Source organism: Paenibacillus sp. FSL R7-0216, from assembly GCF_037969915.1.
GTDB classification, from domain to species: Bacteria; Bacillota; Bacilli; order Paenibacillales; family Paenibacillaceae; genus Fontibacillus; species Fontibacillus rhizolycopersici.
The window spans coordinates 501907-520228 of record NZ_CP150222.1 but is presented as its reverse complement, the minus strand read 5'-3'; the positions used below and the strand labels follow the sequence as shown (position 1 = coordinate 520228).

At 52.3% G+C, this 18322-nt stretch carries 14 protein-coding genes; 8 read left to right on the top strand and 6 right to left on the bottom strand.

Annotated features, from left to right (window positions below; all coding sequences use genetic code 11):
* Positions 1 to 131 precede the first annotated feature (131 nt).
* Positions 132 to 2681 carry a glycoside hydrolase family 2 protein gene (locus tag MKZ15_RS02205; protein WP_339819502.1) on the bottom strand — a complete coding sequence of 850 codons (2550 nt, stop codon included), beginning with the start codon at positions 2679 to 2681 and terminating at the stop codon, positions 132 to 134.
* Positions 2682 to 2789: 108 nt separating this feature from the next.
* Positions 2790 to 3836: a tellurite resistance/C4-dicarboxylate transporter family protein gene (locus tag MKZ15_RS02200; RefSeq protein ID WP_339819501.1), complete on the bottom strand. Its 1047-nt coding sequence runs from the start codon at positions 3834 to 3836 to the stop codon at positions 2790 to 2792.
* A 221-nt stretch (positions 3837 to 4057) separates the two neighbouring features.
* Here MKZ15_RS02200 and MKZ15_RS02195 point away from each other — a divergent pair, with 221 nt between their 5' ends.
* The 8 genes from MKZ15_RS02195 to MKZ15_RS02160 all read left to right on the top strand — a co-directional run bounded on the left by MKZ15_RS02195 (position 4058) and on the right by MKZ15_RS02160 (position 14718).
* A complete protein-coding gene (locus MKZ15_RS02195) occupies positions 4058 to 5056 on the top strand; it encodes a substrate-binding domain-containing protein (RefSeq protein ID WP_339819500.1) in 999 nt (332 codons plus the stop codon).
* Complete coding sequence (locus MKZ15_RS02190; RefSeq protein ID WP_339819499.1) at positions 5037 to 7001, top strand: sensor histidine kinase; 1965 nt, start codon at positions 5037 to 5039, stop codon at positions 6999 to 7001. Before MKZ15_RS02195 ends, MKZ15_RS02190 begins: the two co-directional genes overlap by 20 nt.
* On the top strand, positions 6980 to 8239 hold the full coding sequence (locus MKZ15_RS02185; protein ID WP_244868476.1) for a response regulator: 1260 nt from the start codon (positions 6980 to 6982) through the stop codon (positions 8237 to 8239). The genes MKZ15_RS02190 and MKZ15_RS02185 overlap by 22 nt, the downstream gene beginning before the upstream one ends.
* A gap of 149 nt (positions 8240 to 8388) precedes the next feature.
* Positions 8389 to 9483 (top strand): multiple monosaccharide ABC transporter substrate-binding protein, encoded by a 1095-nt coding sequence (gene chvE, locus MKZ15_RS02180; RefSeq protein ID WP_339819495.1) that lies wholly within the window; start codon positions 8389 to 8391, stop codon positions 9481 to 9483.
* Between the two features lie 91 nt (positions 9484 to 9574).
* The gene (gene mmsA / locus MKZ15_RS02175) at positions 9575 to 11104 is read left to right on the top strand and encodes a multiple monosaccharide ABC transporter ATP-binding protein (RefSeq protein WP_213623173.1); all 1530 of its coding nucleotides are present in this window, start codon (positions 9575 to 9577) and stop codon (positions 11102 to 11104) included.
* Positions 11105 to 11108: 4 nt separating this feature from the next.
* Positions 11109 to 12272, top strand: a complete 1164-nt coding sequence (gene mmsB / locus MKZ15_RS02170) for a multiple monosaccharide ABC transporter permease (RefSeq protein ID WP_339819491.1) — start codon at positions 11109 to 11111, stop codon at positions 12270 to 12272.
* Positions 12273 to 12566: 294 nt separating this feature from the next.
* Complete coding sequence (locus tag MKZ15_RS02165; protein ID WP_339819489.1) at positions 12567 to 12977, top strand: TetR-like C-terminal domain-containing protein; 411 nt, start codon at positions 12567 to 12569, stop codon at positions 12975 to 12977.
* Between the two features lie 160 nt (positions 12978 to 13137).
* On the top strand, positions 13138 to 14718 hold the full coding sequence (locus MKZ15_RS02160; protein WP_339819486.1) for an oleate hydratase: 1581 nt from the start codon (positions 13138 to 13140) through the stop codon (positions 14716 to 14718).
* A gap of 289 nt (positions 14719 to 15007) precedes the next feature.
* On the opposite strand, the gene MKZ15_RS02155 is transcribed toward MKZ15_RS02160, so the two are convergent.
* The 4 genes from MKZ15_RS02155 to MKZ15_RS02140 all read right to left on the bottom strand — a co-directional run bounded on the left by MKZ15_RS02155 (position 15008) and on the right by MKZ15_RS02140 (position 18296).
* Positions 15008 to 15157, bottom strand: coding sequence for an aspartyl-phosphate phosphatase Spo0E family protein (locus tag MKZ15_RS02155; RefSeq protein ID WP_244868480.1), 150 nt, complete (start codon positions 15155 to 15157; stop codon positions 15008 to 15010).
* Positions 15158 to 15406: 249 nt separating this feature from the next.
* Positions 15407 to 16828: a helix-turn-helix transcriptional regulator gene (locus MKZ15_RS02150; RefSeq protein ID WP_213623169.1), complete on the bottom strand. Its 1422-nt coding sequence runs from the start codon at positions 16826 to 16828 to the stop codon at positions 15407 to 15409.
* Positions 16829 to 17041: 213 nt separating this feature from the next.
* Positions 17042 to 17935, bottom strand: coding sequence for an aldo/keto reductase (locus MKZ15_RS02145; protein WP_339819482.1), 894 nt, complete (start codon positions 17933 to 17935; stop codon positions 17042 to 17044).
* 28 nt (positions 17936 to 17963) lie between these two features.
* A complete protein-coding gene (locus MKZ15_RS02140) occupies positions 17964 to 18296 on the bottom strand; it encodes an L-rhamnose mutarotase (RefSeq protein ID WP_193416812.1) in 333 nt (110 codons plus the stop codon).
* Positions 18297 to 18322: the final 26 nt, after the last annotated feature.

Below are 18322 nucleotides of genomic sequence, written 5' to 3'. Positions count from 1 at the left end.
TGAATTCAAGATTCGATGTCGGTTTGACTCCATGAACTACTTCGTCATGGGAAGACGACTTTTTGAACATCCTCTAATAACACACGATTTTCTATTCGTTTATTATAACACGGTAAAATCCAGAGTCGAATTCACACGAAATCAGCCATGGAGCGAACGATTAGCTTGCCCGGATGCCCCGCTACGAACGGTTCCCCGCTGCCCTCACCGCCCCGCTTCCGGAACTCCACCGTCAACGGTATGCCTGGGATCAGGTCGAAGTAGTTGTCGGAGAAGATCCCCTCCTCTTCCGCCGAAATCCACACCTGGCGCGCCAAGGTGTCGCTTACCAAGGTATACCGGCTGCCACCGCTGCCGTCCTCCTCCAGAAGGGTAATGCTCGCCTGCGGCAACGAAAGCTCTTTGTCGGATACGAAATAAAAGGATTTGCTGTCTACTTCATGCCCGTCCACTTCAAGAACGGCGTGCAATACGACCTGGCGCGGATCCCGGCCTTCCAGCCATTCTTCCCGAGTGAACGCGGCAGCTTCAACAACCGAATCCGCAGTTGCGCGAACTTCCGACACCTGTTTTTTTAGTAAGGCACCATGCATGTCGTATAGCGATAACCGTAGCTGACCTCCCACTGGTTTCTGCAGATCGGAGATGAGGTTGACCGAGATTGGGCCTTCCTCCGGCTCGTAGATCACCAGCATCAAGTCGCGGTAACTTCTGCGAACCGTATACTGCAGTGCCTTCCAGCGTCCGTAATAGTCCATCCCCGCCCAGGACGCCACCGGCCAGCAATCGTTCATCTGCCAGTACAGCGTTCCCATGCAGTAAGGCTTGTTGCGGCGGTGCGCTTCAATCGCTGTACGGATTGCTTCGGCCTGGAGCACCTGGCTCATATACAGGAATGATTTGAAGTCCCTTGGCGCAGGCAAATAAAGATCCATGTATTCCTTGATCAACTGGTTGCCGCGGCCGTTCTTCTGGTGAGCCATCATGATATCGGATTCGAGCGCTAGCTCGCTCTCCGGGGCATAGGTTAGCACCGATTTCAGCTCCGGGAAGGATTGGAAGCCGTATTCGCTCATAAATCGACCGACTCGGTGATTATAGTTGTCGAACGGCTCGACCGCATGCCACACGCCCCAGTAATGGACGTCGCCTTCACCGGTCACTTGGAGCGCATGCTGGTTTGCATCCCCCGTAAGCTCACGGAGTGGCGAAGACGGCCAATAGGCCACACCGCCGCCATAACGTTCCACCACCTGCGGCAGGATGCGATGGAAAATCGCATCGTAATCGGCCCATAGCTTCTCACGCTGCTCCGAGGTGTAATCCTTCTTCCATCCCCAGCCCCCATCTTCCTCATAATGAGCCCAAGCCGAGTCAATCTCGTTGTTGCCGCACCATAATGCGATACTTGGATGATTCCGCAGCCGTTTGACGTTGTCCTCCGCTTCGCGGGCAATGCTGTCCAAAAACCCTGGTTCGCCCGGATACATACTGCAGGCAAACATGAAGTCCTGCCATACTAGAATCCCGTATTCATCACACAACTCGTAAAAAATGTCCTGCTCGTAAATGCCGCCGCCCCAGATGCGAAGCATATTCATACCGCTTTCGGCGGCTGAGGCAATCTCATGGCGATAGCGTTCGTCCGTTACTTCCGTTAAAAAACTGTCGTTCGGGATATGGTTTGCACCCTTGGCGAACACCGGTACACCGTTCAACTCGAATCGGAAGGAAGCTCCGGCAGCGTCCTTCTCCCGAACCAGCTTGATGTCACGCAGCCCGGTATGGACGGACGCCTCAGCGACCGTTTCCTGCCCGCCCACCACGACGAGCTCGGCCCGGAAATGGTACATCGCCGGTTCTCCCAGCCCCCGGCACCACCACAGCTTCGGCTGGGCGATCACCGCGGACACCTCCACAATGTGAGTTCCCGGTTCCAAAGCAATCGAACGAACCCAACTCAGTTCGCCGGTGGATAACTGTAGCTGGCCCTCCCATCGCTCGGCGGTTTCGATCTCCACCACGGCGGTGAGCTCTGCAGCCGTGGCGTTCACACGGTCCTGGCGGATGTGCATGTCACGGATCACCGGACCGCTCCATCCTTCCAGCCGAACCTCGCGCCAGATTCCGCTGGTCACGAAGCGGGGCCCCCAGTCCCAACCGTAATGATACGGTGCTTTACGGGCAAACACGCTGACCCGGCGGTCGCCTAAACCGCCCAGCTCCGATTGGTCGTTCGACGCCGGGAGGTCGTAACCCAGCTTCTCAAGCTTGGGCAAATCCTCCGCGATCGGCGAGCGGAAGCGAACGGCAATTGTGTTGGTGCCTTGGCGCAAAAGCGGCTTCACATCGATTCGCCAGACGCGGAACATATTGTCGGCCGACAAGGCGTGTACCCCGTTGACCGTTACGTCGGCATACGTATCCAAGCCGTCAAAGACGAGTTCAATTTGCGGCAAAGCGAACCAAACCTCATCCAAATCGAAGGAGGCCTCGTATTCCCAATCTTTTCGATCAATCCACTGCAGGTCATGTTCGTTGGTTCCATAGAACGGATCGGAGATGAGCCCGTTGCTGAGCAGATCCGTATGCACCGTGCCCGGTACTCGGGCCGGCTTCCACTCCTTTTCGTCGCAAGCCTTGAATTTCCAATGTTGGATCGCATAGCTATGATTGTTCATAAGCCCTCCATGAAGTCGTAAGTTATGCTCTATTATATACTAATTTAGATGAAACTTGTTATATTTTTGTTATTCACTTTCACTCAACAAGGAGCGATCTTGTTATTGTCATCTCGTTTTCCCTTCCCGTCGGAACGAGCGAACCTGGTGATGGAGAAAACCAGTCATTACAACGACCCAAGCCGTCAGGGCAACGACGATCATGACGCGCGGAATCGCGACCAAGAACGGCAACTTCAATGCCTGTGACAACTGATACGTACTGGTTGTATACATGGCCAACGGAAACACCATTCCCCAAAACTGGGGGTCGTACGTCAAAGGGTAACGATGGTAGGCGTGCCGCCATATCATCAGAATAAACAATAACGGAATCCACCAACTGCCGGTAATCCAGAAGAACAACGTAAATCCGCGCAAAAAGGGGATCAACTCCGTCAAAAACGGCCATTTTTCAGCATGCAGCATCAACGTGGAGCCGGCCAGGGTCGTAATCGCAACGGCGCCCATATTGATCCAATAGGGCGGGGTCAACGCAGCATATTTCAGATCGACAAAGGTAAACCGGTAGAATATTAAGGTGATGATATTCAGGTAAAGCATACACCCCAGCAAATACATGCATAGCGTAAAAAACAACACGACCTCACGCCCCTCCGTTAGGTAGGATGAGATCAGCGTACCCAGAATGGATACGGATTGGGTGGCGACAGCGGCAATTAACCACGCGCCGTTGATCCCCTCGGCCAGGGACGGCTTTTCTTTTCTCACGGTAACGGCCGTAAAGAAGGTGTACATAATAACAACCCAAAGCAAAATGCCAAAAAACCACAACCCGGTCGATATCGTACCGTTATGCGCCACAATGAACCACTGGCTGCCATATACGCAGGTCGCTGCCGTGCAGGTAAAAAAACCGGGACCTTGGCTATGGCTCGTCAAATCGGCCCGCACTCGCGGGAAAAATTGGATTAGGCGAATCAACGTGAGGATCCACAACGTGATATAAATGCAGGTGTTCAGATATAGCAGAATCTCGGGAGCAAGCGGAATCTTCAGCAACTTCATCGCAATCGACAAGGCTCCGGTCGCCATTGCCATGGAGAAATACCCCGGAAATAAACGTTCAATTTTCTGTTCAATTGTCTTCCACATTGTTATCCATCCCCGCCTCAAAAGACTCAGCCCCCGGTGCTTACCAGCCAACGAGAAACCTAATTTCAATTTAGCACGATGAGAATCTACGGCTTTGTGACTCCGCTAACCCCAACCCGATGGATCTCCTAAATTACATCATTATCTTTTATGGCGAATCATAGTATGATGATGTCGAAGTCCATCTCTTTTTTGGAACGTTCTCATGAAAGGGGTTACATATGAAGAAGATTTGGATTGTATATTTGCTGTTATTTGCCTGTTTTGCGTTATACGTGCTGGATTATCGCTCGCAGACCCGTTTAAACGACCAATGGAATTCCGGTGGCCTGCAGGGATCCATCGACGAGAAGTATGTGATGGTGACGTTTCAAAGGGGGATCGATTATTGGAAAAGCGGGTTGAAAGGATTTGAGGACGCGGCCCAAGCGCTCAACGTCTCCGTGGAATACCGCGGCTCCACCCAGCGCGACATTCACGAGCAAATCACGGTGCTGGAGCAAGCTATCGCCAAAAAACCGGCTGGCATTGCCATTTCCGCCATCCATCCGACCGAGCTGACCGCCACGATCAATAAAGCGGTTGACGCCGGCATCCCCGTTGTTCTATTCGATTCCGACGCCCCGGGTAGCCGAGCCTTTTCCTTCCTCGGTACGGATAATTACTCCGCCGGAGTTGAGGCTGCACGAAAAATGGCCGAGCTCACCGGCGGACGCGGCGAGGTGGCGATCGTGACCGTCCCGGATCAGCAAAATCACCAGGAGCGCACAGACGGCTTTGCGGACACTGTCTCAAAGGAGTTCCCCGACATGCACATCGCCGCGATAAAAAACGGAAAAGGCGACGAGCTTTACTCCCGGCAGTCGGCAGAAGAGATTTTGCGAGATATCCCCGGGATCGCCGGCATCTTCACCACCGAAGCCAACGGTGGCATCGGCGTTGCGGAGGCGGTCCGTGAATATGGCTTGACCCCCTCCGGTCCGAAGATCATCAGCTTTGACACCGATAAAGGCACCCTGGACTTGGTCAAAAGCGGAGACATCTCCGCCACGATGGCCCAGGGAACCTGGAATATGGGGTACTGGTCGCTGCAATTACTCTTTTCGCTGAAGCATGATCCGGACGGATCCCAGCATCCCGGACCCCGCGTCCCGCAGCGGTTGGATACGGGCATCACCGTCGTTACGCGGCAGAATGTGAATGATTACTATGCGAAATAGCTATGGAAAACGGTCCTGGGAGTTCCGCGATTTTTCGCTTAACAATCTGCCGATCCGTTATAAATTAATCGTTCACTTTTTGCTGATCAGCATCCTGCCTTCCATCGGCCTGGGGGTGCTGACGAATTGGACCGTCGACCGCATCATCGAACGCCAGATCACGGACAATACGCTTCAGCTCATCGGCAAGGTCAACCGGTCGCTGGAGACCTATGTGGAAAATTTGCAAAACATGACGTTCTTTATCTCCTTTAACCCGGAGGTGCTGCAGTTCCTCGAGGGCCGCACTGATATGGGGATAGACGATTCAACGACACCGTCTGGCGGGGAACCTCGCCTCACTGGAAGCACGGACGCCCAGCCGCGAACCGTAGCTGAAGCCGAAGCCGACCACTACGAAATTCGCAAGTTCCTTCAGGGCTTTACCACCTTGTATTCAGAAGTCGCGGGGGTGCTGATCGTCAACAGCCGCGGCGACTACATCAGCAATGAAATGTATGCCAGGACCGATGGAAGCCTGACCCGGGAAGAGTGGTATCAAGAGGCGGTTCGCAATAAAGGAATTTTTAAGATTATCGGCCATCCGCGGGGCCGTAACGTGACCACGCATGTGAACTACAAGGACAGCGAGGTCGTTTCGGCCGTAAGGGCGATTCTCGACCCCGAGACCCAGCAGGTGAAAGGTGTCGTATTAATCGACCTCAAGCTGCGGGTCATCGCTGAGACCGCCCAGGACGTCCGTTTGGGGAAAACGGGCTATCTAACGGTGGTGGACGGAAACGGCGAATTGATCTATGCCCCGCCGGATCCCTACATCGACCGTGTCCCGCTGGAACGGCTTAGCCAGGACGCTTCGGGAACCTACGCGGAGCGAATGGGCGGACGCGAGCTGCAATTCATTTACCGGCACTCGCCGTTTACGAACTGGACGACCGTCGGCGTATTTTCCATGGCGGAGTCCGCCTCCGAGATGCGGGAAATTCGCTTTTACGTGGTTAGCTTTGTTTTTGTCGTCTGCCTGTTGGGGATGACCGCCTCCTTCTATTTGGCCCATACGATTTCCAGGCCGATCGGTCAATTGGCTTCCTTTATGCAGAAGGCGCAATCCGGGGATCTGACGATTCGCCACTGGAGCGACCGAACTGACGAAATCGGCCTGCTCGGTCGCCGCTTCAATGCCATGCTGCAGCAAATTCACCGCTTGCTCTCTCTAACCGAACTGCAGGAGCGACAAAAACGGGAAGCGGAGTTGCGGAGTTTACAGGCGCATATCAAACCGCATTTTTTGTACAATACGCTGGATACGATCCATTGGATGGCCCGCCGCAAAGGAGCGGAGGATATCGCAGAAATGGCGGAGTCCCTCTCCAAGCTATTCCGAATCGGACTCAGCAAAGGGAATGACATCATCCCGCTGAATGATGAAATCGAGCATGTCCGTAGCTACTTGCAAATTCAACATGTCCGTTACCAAAACAAACTCGAATACGCTTTGCATATCGCCCCGGAAATTCGCGGCGTCTATGTCTTGAAGCTGATCCTTCAGCCCATCGTAGAGAATGCCATCTACCATGGAATCAAGGAACGCCGAGGACCGGGCCATGTCGTGATCGAAGCGGTTGAAGACGGCGGCATGCTGGTGATCTCTATCCGGGACGACGGGAAAGGAATCCCGCCGGATAAACTGGCCCAATTGCAAAAGGACCTCCAAGCCGCGGTTGCCGCCGATGGACGGGAACAGGGACTTGAACCGATAGGCTCATCCGGCGCAGGTGACGTCGGCCAGGGTTATGGGATGCTGAACGTGCAAGCCCGAATCGCATTGACCTTCGGCGCCAAATATGGAATGACGATCCAGAGCGAAGTAGGCCGTGGAACGGTCGTTACCGTCACCCACCCTATCATTCGGGAGGAACCCGCCCGATGGGAAAGGAGCGAATCATGAACGCAGCATTATCCGATTTCCGCTGGAAGGTGCTCATCGCCGACGATGAGCAAATTATCCGCGAAGGTATCCGCGACAGCGTCGACTGGGAGGGCATGCGCCTTACCGTAGCCGCCGAGGCGGAGGATGGCGAGGAAGCCCTGGAGTTAGCTATCCGGCATGGCGTCCATATCATGCTCGTCGATCTTAACATGCCGATCATGGACGGCATCGAATTGATGAAACGGGTCCGCGAACAACTGCCGGATTGCAAAATCGTCATCATCACGGGTCATGACGAGTTCGCATATGCGCAAAAGGCGATCCGGCTTCAGGTGAAGGATTATATTCTAAAGCCGGCCAATCCCGCGCAACTGGCGAAGGTGCTGCGCCAAGTTCGCGGAGAACTAGAGGAAGAGACGTCCAGACAGCAACAGTGGCAGGAGGCCTCCCGGCAGATTACGCGCAGCTACCCGCTTCTAAGAGAGCGATTCTGCCAGCAATGGCTAGACGGTGGGATGACCGCCGCGGAAATCGCCGAGCAATTGCAGTTCTTGAAGCTGCCGGATGCCTGCCCCGATTGGCTGGGTGTCATCCGTTTGCCAGAGTCGGCGAGCTCCGCCGCTGTCCTCAAGGAGGACGATCGACAGCTTTATGGATTTGCCGTCGATAATATCGCGGCCGAGGTGCTCGCCCCTTACCCCAAGACGATCTTCCGGGATCCCTTCGGCCTCATCGTCATCCTGCTCTGGAGCTTGGAAGCCGAAGCCGATTTTTACCGCATCGAAACTTTGGTTCGTACCCACTTGAAAATTGCCGCCGAGGTTCACTTGGCCGAGGCTACCGGCGACGTACTAGGGCTCCCTGCCGTTTACCGGAAAGCCAAATCCGCCGTGATGAGAGAAACCGTCGTTTCGCCGCTGGTGCGCCGGGCCAAGCAGTACATGCTGGAGCATTTCGGCGATAGCGGATTCACGTTGGAAGCGATGGCGCAAGCCTTGCAGTCTTCCCCCGCTTATTTGAGCCGCATGATCAAACAGGAGCTGGGGACCACGTTCAACAGCTATTTGACGCAGCTTCGCATTCGCCGGGCGACCCGGCTGTTAAATGCCACGGACCTGACGATCGGTGAGATCGCTGAACAAGTCGGCTACGAAACCCAGCACTACTTCAGCACGGCGTTCAAGCGAGCGACCGGCCTTTCCCCGCTGCAATACCGCAAAGGCGCGTTTGGACGCGAAGACGCTCAGGGGGAGTAACGCTCCCCCTGAGATATAAATCCCCTCCGACCTCCACAAAGGTACGATTTTTATAAAAAGAGTCAATTCACTGTAAATACGACCTCCCCCATCGATTGCTATACTCCCTACTGTAAACGCATTCATTTCAGGTATAGGGGGAATCGGTTTTGAAAAAGGTAACGGCCATTTTACTTGCACTGGCAATGGTATTGGCCCTCGCGGCTTGCGCCAATGGCGGAAACGACGGTGGCAGCGGATCGGGCAACAGCAAAAAGGGAACGATCGGCATCGCCATGCCCACGAAATCGTCCGAACGCTGGGTGAACGACGGCAACAACATGGTCAAGGAGTTTAAGGCGCTTGGCTATGGTACCGACCTGCAATACGGGGAAGACGTCATCGAAAACCAGGTGTCGCAGATCGAAAATATGATCACCAAAGGTGTAAAGGTCCTCGTCATTGCTGCTATCGACGGCGGCGCTTTGACCGACGTCCTGCAAAAAGCCCACGACCAAGGCATCCAGGTTGTTGCCTATGACCGGCTGATCATGAACAGCGAATACGTCGACTACTACGCCACCTTCGACAACTTCAAGGTTGGCGTGCAGCAGGCCTCCTACATTGAGGAGAAGCTTGGCCTGAAGGACAGCAAAGGCCCGTTCAACATCGAGTTGTTCGGCGGCTCGCCGGATGATAACAACGCCTACTTCTTCTATGACGGCGCCATGTCCGTACTACAGCCTTACATCGATTCCGGTAAGCTGGTGGTGCGCAGCGGACAAACGAAAATGGAGCAAATCGCTACCCTGCGCTGGGACGGCGCCACCGCCCAAGCCCGCATGGACAATTTGCTGAGCGCCCATTACAGCACGGAGAACATTGACGCCGTTCTTTCCCCTTATGACGGGATCAGCATCGGCATCCTCTCCTCGCTCAAAGGGGTTGGTTACGGCTCCGGAAGCAAGTCGATGCCGATCGTGACCGGCCAGGATGCTGAGCTGGCTTCGGTCAAATCGATACTTGCCGGCGAACAAACGCAGACCGTCTTCAAGGATACGCGCGAGTTGGCGAAAAAAGCAGTCTCCATGGTCCAAAGCATTCTGGAAGGCACAGAGGCCGAAGTCAACGACTCGAAGACCTACGATAACGGCGTCAAAGTCGTTCCATCCTATCTACTCGAACCGGTTTCGGTTGACAAGGATAACCTTGAACAAGCACTTGTCGATACCGGCTATTACTCCAAAGAGGATCTGGGACTCTAACATCAACTTACGGTGACTGGCATAGCGGCGGACGCGGATTGGGGCGGCCGTCGCTATGCCCTTACCATGAGCGAAAGGCCAGGTGGCGCAAATGAGCAACACGATTTTGGAAATGAGGGGCATTACGAAAACCTTCCCGGGCGTCAAGGCGCTGAACAATGTCAACTTAAAGGTAACCTCCGGGGAAATTCATGCCCTGTGCGGAGAGAACGGGGCCGGTAAATCGACGTTAATGAAAGTGCTCAGCGGCGTATATCCTCACGGCTCCTATGAAGGCGAGATCCTGTTCGAAGGGAAGGTCTGCGAATTCAAGGACATTAAGGAAAGCGAACAGCTAGGGATCGTTATTATTCACCAGGAGCTCGCGCTGATCCCCTATCTCTCTATCGCGGAGAACATTTTTCTCGGTAATGAGCAAAGCAAACGTGGGCTAATCGATTGGAACGAAACGACGGTCAAAACGAAAGCGCTGCTGGAACGCGTTGGTTTAGATGAATCACCGGCCACTCACGTATTAGAACTCGGCGTCGGTAAGCAGCAGTTGGTGGAGATCGCCAAAGCGTTGTCCAAACAGGTCAAGCTGCTGATTCTGGACGAACCCACAGCGGCCTTGAATGAAAACGACAGCGAAAACCTGCTGGAGCTGATCCTCGAGCTGAAGAAACAAGGCATCACCTCTATCATCATTTCGCACAAACTGAACGAAATCAGCAAAGTCGCCGATTCGATCACGATTCTGCGCGATGGCAAGACGATCCAGACTTTGGATATGAAAGCCGATCAGGTGACCGAGGATCTTATCATCAAGGGCATGGTTGGCCGTGACCTCACCCACCGCTATCCAGAGCGGGTTCCCCGGATCGGCGAGGTGATCTTCGAGGTGCGGGACTGGGAAGCAACCCACCCGCAGCAAGAGGATCGCAAAGTGCTGGACGGCATTAACCTGAATATCCGCCGCGGGGAAATCGTCGGGATCGCCGGTTTAATGGGCGCAGGCCGGACAGAACTGGCGATGAGCCTATTCGGCCGTTCCTACGGAAGGCATATAAAAGGCCAACTCTTCTTGCATGGGAAAGAGGTGCGGTTTAATGACATCAGTCAAGCGATCAAGCATGGCGTCGCTTATGTCACGGAGGATCGTAAACAATACGGATTGGTTCTGATCGATGATATCAAACGCAATATTTCATTGGCTTCGTTAAGGAAGCTCTCCCGTCGCGGTGTCATCGACGAACGCGAGGAAGTAGGGGTCGCCGAGGAATACCGGAGCAAGCTCAACATTAAAACGCCGAGCATTTTGCAAAAAACGGTCAACCTGAGCGGCGGCAATCAACAAAAGGTTGTTCTCAGCAAGTGGATTTACGCACAGCCGGAAATTCTGATTCTTGATGAGCCGACGCGCGGCATCGATGTCGGAGCCAAATACGAAATTTATTCGATCGTCAACCAGTTGGCGGACGAAGGCAAGGGCATTTTGTTCATCTCCTCGGAGCTTCCGGAAATTCTTGGGATGTGCGACCGCATTTACGTCATGAGCGAAGGCCGGATCACCGGAGAAGTCAGACGGGAGGACGCCACCCAGGAAGTACTGATGAAATCAATGACTCGAGGCAGGGGGTAGACCGATGCAAGCGGTTAGCGAGATTTTCAGAAAAAACATCCGCCAGTACGGCATGATTATCGCTTTAATCTTCATTACCGTGCTGTTTCAAATTTTGACAGGCGGCATCTTGTTGAAGCCACTTAATATTACGAACCTGATTTTGCAAAACAGCTACATTCTAGTGTTAGCCATCGGGATGGTATTAGTCATCATCACAGGACATATCGATTTATCCGTCGGCTCCATCGCCGCCTTCATCGGGGCTTTGGCCGCCATCATGATGGTCGATCTTCAGTTGCCTACGTTCCTAGCCATTATCATCTCTTTGGTGATAGGGGGATTGATCGGCGCCTGGCAGGGATTTTGGGTTGCTTATGTGAAAATACCGGCCTTTATCGTCACGTTAGCCGGGATGCTACTGTTCCGGGGCTTGACGATGATCGTGCTGGGCGGCCAATCGATCGCGCCGTTCCCGAAATCGTTCCAGCGGATCAGTTCCGGCTTTATTCCCGACTGGTTCGGCGGCGGCAGCCTCCACACCCTGACGGTTCTCCTTGGCCTGGTCCTCTCCCTCCTCCTGATTTGGCAGGAATGGAAGGAGCGCCGGACCCAGCTCAAATACCAGTTCGAGGTAGCGCCGATTTGGATGTTCGTAACCAAGCTCGTGCTGCTCGTTGCCATCATCAACGTGTTTACCTTTGTGCTGTCCACTTATAACGGGCTGCCGAATATCTTGATCATCTTGTTCTTCCTGATCGTCATTTACTCGTTCGTCATGAACCGAATGATCGCCGGACGCCATATCTATGCGCTTGGGGGCAATGAGAAGGCCGCCAATCTCTCCGGCGTCAAGACGAAGAAGGTGACGTTCTGGGTGTTCGTCAACATGGGCGCCTTGGCCGCGTTATCCGGACTGATCTTCGCCGCCCGCCTCAATTCGGCGACGCCGAAAGCCGGGACGAACTTTGAGCTCGACGCGATCGCGGCCTGCTTTATCGGCGGCGCCTCGGCCTCCGGCGGGATTGGCACCGTCATCGGTGCCATTATCGGCGGTCTGGTCATGGGCGTCATGAATAACGGCATGTCGCTCATCGGTCTCGGGGTCGATTGGCAGCAAGGGATCAAAGGTCTTGTTCTGCTCCTTGCCGTCGCCTTTGATATTTATAATAAGTCGAAGACGAATTAAACCTAGGGCCCTCCGGAAACCGAGGGCCCTTTTTGTATACGCACCCATGCCGGAGTATAATGGGAGGCAGGATTATGCACCTATTTTTTCCATAAGCAGGTGATTCTCATGTCCAGTTCCCATCTCACCAAAAGGGCGCTTGCCGCCGCGCTGAAAAACAGGATGAACCATACCCCCCTCAATAAAATTACCGTTAAGCATCTCGTGGACGATTGCGGCCTAAACCGTCAAACGTTCTATTATCATTTCCGGGACATTTACTAGCTCCTGGGTTGGATTTACCAGACCGAAGCGGTGGATGCCATCGCCGGGGAGCACGGCTACCACACCTGGTCCAGCGGCTTTCTGAAAATATTCAAATATATCGAAGAGAACCGATTATTTTGTTTGAACACGCTGAATTCCCTGGCACGAAGCCATCTGGACTCGTACCTGTATAACGTCACAAACCATCTGGTCATGGAGGTCGTGGAAGAAGTGTCCGTAGGAATGCAGGTGGATGAAGCGGATCAACGGTTTCTGGCAAATTTCTATGCGTTGGCGTTTGTCGGGTTGATCGTTAGATGGATGCAAGATGGCATGAAGGAACGTCCGGAGAACATCGTCGATAAGCTTGGTGAACTGGCTGACGGCCATTTCGAACGAGCGCTGCAGCGATATGAACAGAAAGCCTGCACGTCCAAAGTTTCAAGTCATCAACGTTAATGGTTTTGCTCGAAATAGGGCCGATTTCGTCGGAATCCTAGACACTCCCTGAGGAGTGTCTTTTTTTTATACAGCCGCGCTCCATTGATGATTTTGTTTCCTTCAAAGAGAGATTACATTGAGATTGTTCCATTCATCACATTCCTTGGAGGCGAAGGTAATGTCAGCAAAACTTAACACGAGACAGGTTTATTTGGTCGGCGGAGGAATCGCTTCGCTGGCGGGAGCCGCTTTCCTGGTGCGAGACTGTGATTTTCCCGGCCAAAATATTCACGTATTGGAGGAAATGAAGGTGCTGGGCGGCAGCAACGACGGCGCCGGTATCGGTGAGCAAGGTTATGTGATCCGCGGCGGCCGGATGCTGAATGATGAGACTTACGAAAACACTTGGGATTTGCTGCGTTCCATCCCTTCGATAGACCATCCGGGGCTTTCGGTGCGGGATGAAATCATCGCTTTCGATAACGCCCACCCGACGCATTCCAACGCCCGATTGGTGAACCGCGAAGGCCAGGTGGAGGACGTCACTTCCATGGGCTTTGATATGGCGGACCGGCTAGCGATGGTCAAGCTGATGATGACCCCCGAGGAGAAAATGGGCAAAGCGCGGATTAACGATTGGTTTGGGCCACATTTTTTCGAGACGAATTTCTGGTACATGTGGGCGACGACGTTCGCCTTCCAACCTTGGCACAGTGCCGTGGAGTTCAAAAGGTACATGCTTCGATTCATGCATGAGTTCCCAAGAATCCATACATTGGAGGGAGTCACCCGCACGCCGTATAACCAGTACGACTCTATTATTTTGCCGCTGCAAAAATATCTGGAGGAGCACGGCGTGGACTTTTCGCTGAAATGCACGGTCACGGATCTGGATTTCCGCGAAGGCGATGGGATCACCGTTACCCGAATGCACTATCTGAAGGAGGGGGTTCCGGGGGAACTAGATTTGGCAGAGGGAGATCTGGTGATTGTGACCAATGGTTCGATGACGGAGGGCTACAGCTTAGGCGCAATGACCTCGGCGCCGAAGCTGAACGGCAAAGGGAGCTCTTGGCTGCTGTGGGAGCGCATGGCCGCAAAGAAACCGGGGCTTGGTCGTCCCTCCTCTTTTGACGATCATATCGACGGGTCAAAATGGGAGTCGTTTACGGTCACCTGTCAGGACTCGCGCTTCTTTAACCGGATGGAGGCCTTCTCCCGCAACAAGGCGGGAACCGGCGCGCTCGTGACCTTTAAGGATTCGAGCTGGTTGATGTCCATCGTGCTGGCCCATCAGCCGCATTTCCGCAATCAGCCGGAGCAGGTCAAGGTCTTCTGGGGATACGGCTTATTCCCGGATCGCGTCGGGGATTACGTGCCTAAGAAAATGTCCGAATGCACCGGCGAGGAAATTCTAACCGAGCTACTGCACCATCTCCACTTCGACCAGGACATGGAGGCGATCATTTCCACGGCGAACTGCATTCCATGCATGATGCCGTTCATCACCTCGCAGTTCATGCCTAGAGCGATCGACGATCGGCCAAAGGTCATTCCGGACGGCTCAACCAACCTGGCGTTGATCAGTCAATTCTGCGAAATTCCGGACGATGTCGTATTCACCGAAGAATATTCCGTCCGCGCAGCCCGTATGGCGGTGTATGGACTGTTAGGGTTAAATAAGCCCATTGCCCCGATCAATCAATACCAGTACGATGTACGCACGCTGCTGCAGGGCTTGGTCACCTCCTTCCGATAAGTCCGGGACAGAGTGAAACCGTATTTCCAAAGTGACTTATTTCAGATAAGCTAGGCAGCATCGAATCCCATCCATAAGCGAAGCGAAGCACACTCGCGCATCCGTCAATCCTTGGCGTGCGTGGTGTGCTTTTTTTGCGTTTTAGTAAGGAAGTGTTGTTCGTCCATAGCAATGAGATTATCCTCGGTCCAACAAGTCGGAGAAAAGCCACCGACACGACCCCATTCCCGATCAAAGAAGTCAACAAAATATTCAATTACAAATTGACCGAAGGATAAAGAAGCCTCATCTACGCGATGGGCTTTTTTCTTCGGTAATCAGAGTACGTGACCTTACTATATTTATTTAACAACCGGTCAAGCACAACCGACTGATGGAGTACCCGTGCATGCCGCAAGCCATATCTCTGCGCTAACCGATTTAATTCCTGTCTTTCCATTTCAATGCGGAATCTGATTTTTTCAGAATTGTTCATAGCTATCACCCTAGGAACATATTAGAAGAGGTTGCCAAATATTGCATAATGAAACCTAATGCAAGAAACAAAAAAATTCCATTTTTTGAAATAGAAATATAAAAGGCCAGCAGTAAGCTGACCCCAAGATTATGTAATCATTTCTCTATTTAAAACTATTAGCTCCAGCCGTGCATAAATGTAGTAATCAAACCTTTGCTAACCACCGTGAAACTAAGCATTAGAATACCCGAAACCACCCAAGACATTTTGTTTTTCATTTTCCCACACCCTTCTACATAATTTATTGTATTCTTGAATCTGCTCCTCCGAAGCATACTGCCGATGAAGCTCAAAAATAGCCATAGCAGTATTTACGAGGAGATCCCTACCGCTTACTTGGAGGGACATTTTCATGCTGTCCAAGATGTTATTTAATCCTTCTTCATATGATTTTCTTCGAAGATGATAAATCGCGTAGTTTTGAAAGAAGGAAGAATAACGGAATACATAGGGAGGATCCTTAGAAAAATTAATATTCGTTGCTCCATTCGCCAGCCAAGTATCCCTGCCGAATTTCCTATATTTTTCGATTTCGTCGGCAAATTTATTGAATACCTCATCAATAAAAAAATTGTGTCTGTTGGCGGATTCTGCTAAAGTGATTAAGCCTTCGACAATCTCATCCGGATGAGACTCAAGAAAAGAGACATATTCAGGAATCCTCAAATGATTGCCAGCCTTAACATCTACACATAAATAATTGGCTTTAGCGAACATCTTTAATTGTTCTACTTCTTCCCTTGCCTCGTCATCCAGCCCCTCAAACCAGCTTAAATCCGTATATTCAGCAATCCATTTCTTCGATTCTTCATACATCCCGCGGTATTCGTAGCTGCCTGACTTAAACAAAAAGGCCCTGCCATAATAAAAGACTAGAGGTCGGGACGGCTTAAAGTCTGGCTGCTTCCAAATCTTCCTTTCATAGAAAGCCCAGGCCAACTTACTTAGTTCATCCGCATAATTTTCAACTTCCACCCAATTAAATCGAAAGGCATAAACCTGAATGAGCATTAACAATCCGTCAAGTGCTAGTTCTTCAGGTAATCGGTATCGATAGGGTAAAAATTGCAAAGCTGCTTTAAAACCCCGGAGACTATCTCTTTGAAAAATTTGAAAGATTCTATAGTAACTCATTGCAAGCCGTTCTGAATGACTGGATCGCTCGCTTTCAATTACGGCTTCATACAGAATGACGGCGGCTTCTTTCAACCCCTGAACAAACATTTGTTCCGCCGTATCGAAAATCCCCGCAATCTGCTTCAAATCCTCTAGTAATCGGCTTAATACCTGATTAATGCAATCATGCTTCTGCAATTCAGCGCATCTTAGAAGGAACGGTCGTAACCTTCTCCAATGCGGAGCAGTTGAAGTAAAACACTCATCAGCGTATAAATCGTAGAAGTGTCCCTCAGACAGCCCCATTGCCGCTGTGATTCGGTCCAACTGTCCGATCGCAATAGGTCGGTTTCCGTTAATAATTCCGCTTAACGTTCCGACATTAACTCCGGCAGTTTCCGAAAAGCGATGTAGGGTTGTCCCTTCGCTCTTGATGTAGTCTTCCAGTTCTGCGCGAATCGTGGTTGTGGATATCAAAAAATTATCGCCCCCCAATTCCGCTTACTTCTATGAGCCGAATAATCTCGACTGATAGAGCAACCAAACGACATCCAATGACATCAAGCAACACCATATACTTCTAAAATTCCAATTTATGTTTACATAATAATCCTAAATTTGACAGTCGTCAATAAGAAAAAAGACCGATAAGCAACTATTTTGTCTGCTTATCGGTCTAATTGTAGTTTCCTAGATTTCTAGCTCCGCCGCAGCCGCATTCGCTTCCACTTGCGCCGGATTTTTGCAGCCGGGGATCACCGTGCTAACGATCGGATTCTTTAGGCACCAGGCCAAAGCCCACTGGGCCATATCTACGCCCTCCGGCACTTCATTCCGACGGATCTCCTCTACTTCCTCAAGCTTGCGGCGGGTACTTTCCGGGTCATGATGGTGGCGTACGTCGGTCTCGCCGAACACTGCACCCGGTTTATATTTGCCACTGAGGTAACCGCTCGCCAGCGGTACCCGGGCAAGCACGCCCAAGTCCTGGCGCTCGCAGGATGGGAACACCCGGTTCTCCGGCACGCGGTCCAGTCGGTTGTAAACCACCTGGATCGCCTCCGAACCTACCTTGGATGAAGCCTCCGTCTGATGAAGGTTATCGTTGCTGCCGATCGAAGTGCCTAGATGAAGGATTTTCCCCGCTTGCTTCTGCTTATCCAACAGCGTCCAGAGTTCATCATGATCAAACGCCGCATCCGGCCCGGAATGGAACTGGTACAAATCAATATAATCGGTCTTCAGCGCCTTTAGCGAAGCGTCTAGCTGCTGCAGTACCGCCTCAGCCTCAAACCGATCCGTCCGCGTGAACCGTTCATGGAACTGATGCCCGTATTTCGTGGCAACCAGCCAATCTTCCCGGTTACGCCGACTCAGATAATCTCCGATAAACGATTCGGACAAATGATCGCCATAGCACTCCGCCGTATCGATCAGGTTGATGCCAAGCTCCCGGCCCCGGTCCAAAATCGCATCCACTTCCGCTTGCGTATAATTCAAGCCCCACTCTCCGCCGAACTGCCAAGTACCGATGCCGACCACGGAAACGTTCAGGCCGGTTTTGCCTAATTTGCGATATTTCATCTTCCAATCCTCCCGATGTGAATTGATTCTATTTCAAGTAAAAAACCTCGCGCATCGGCACGATCGGCTGTGGCTCGTTAAAGTCAAACGAACCCTCGACCATCCCCGACGTAATCGCGTTCCACCGTTGACAAACCTCACTATCCGCGATGTACTTGAAAGCCGCGTCCGGATCATCGCATTCGAAGCAATAAAAGAACTGATTCCCCTGCTGAAAAATCGAATAGTTTCGAATGCCCGCTTGGGTATGCTCTGCGAGCACCTCCGGCCAAGGGTTCAAATGCAGGTCAACGTAAGCCTCCAACTGGTCTTCCTTCACGCGCCAGGTCCAGGCGAACTTCCGGCTTGGACTGATTCCCACGAAAATCCCTCCCATGAAAAATTCAT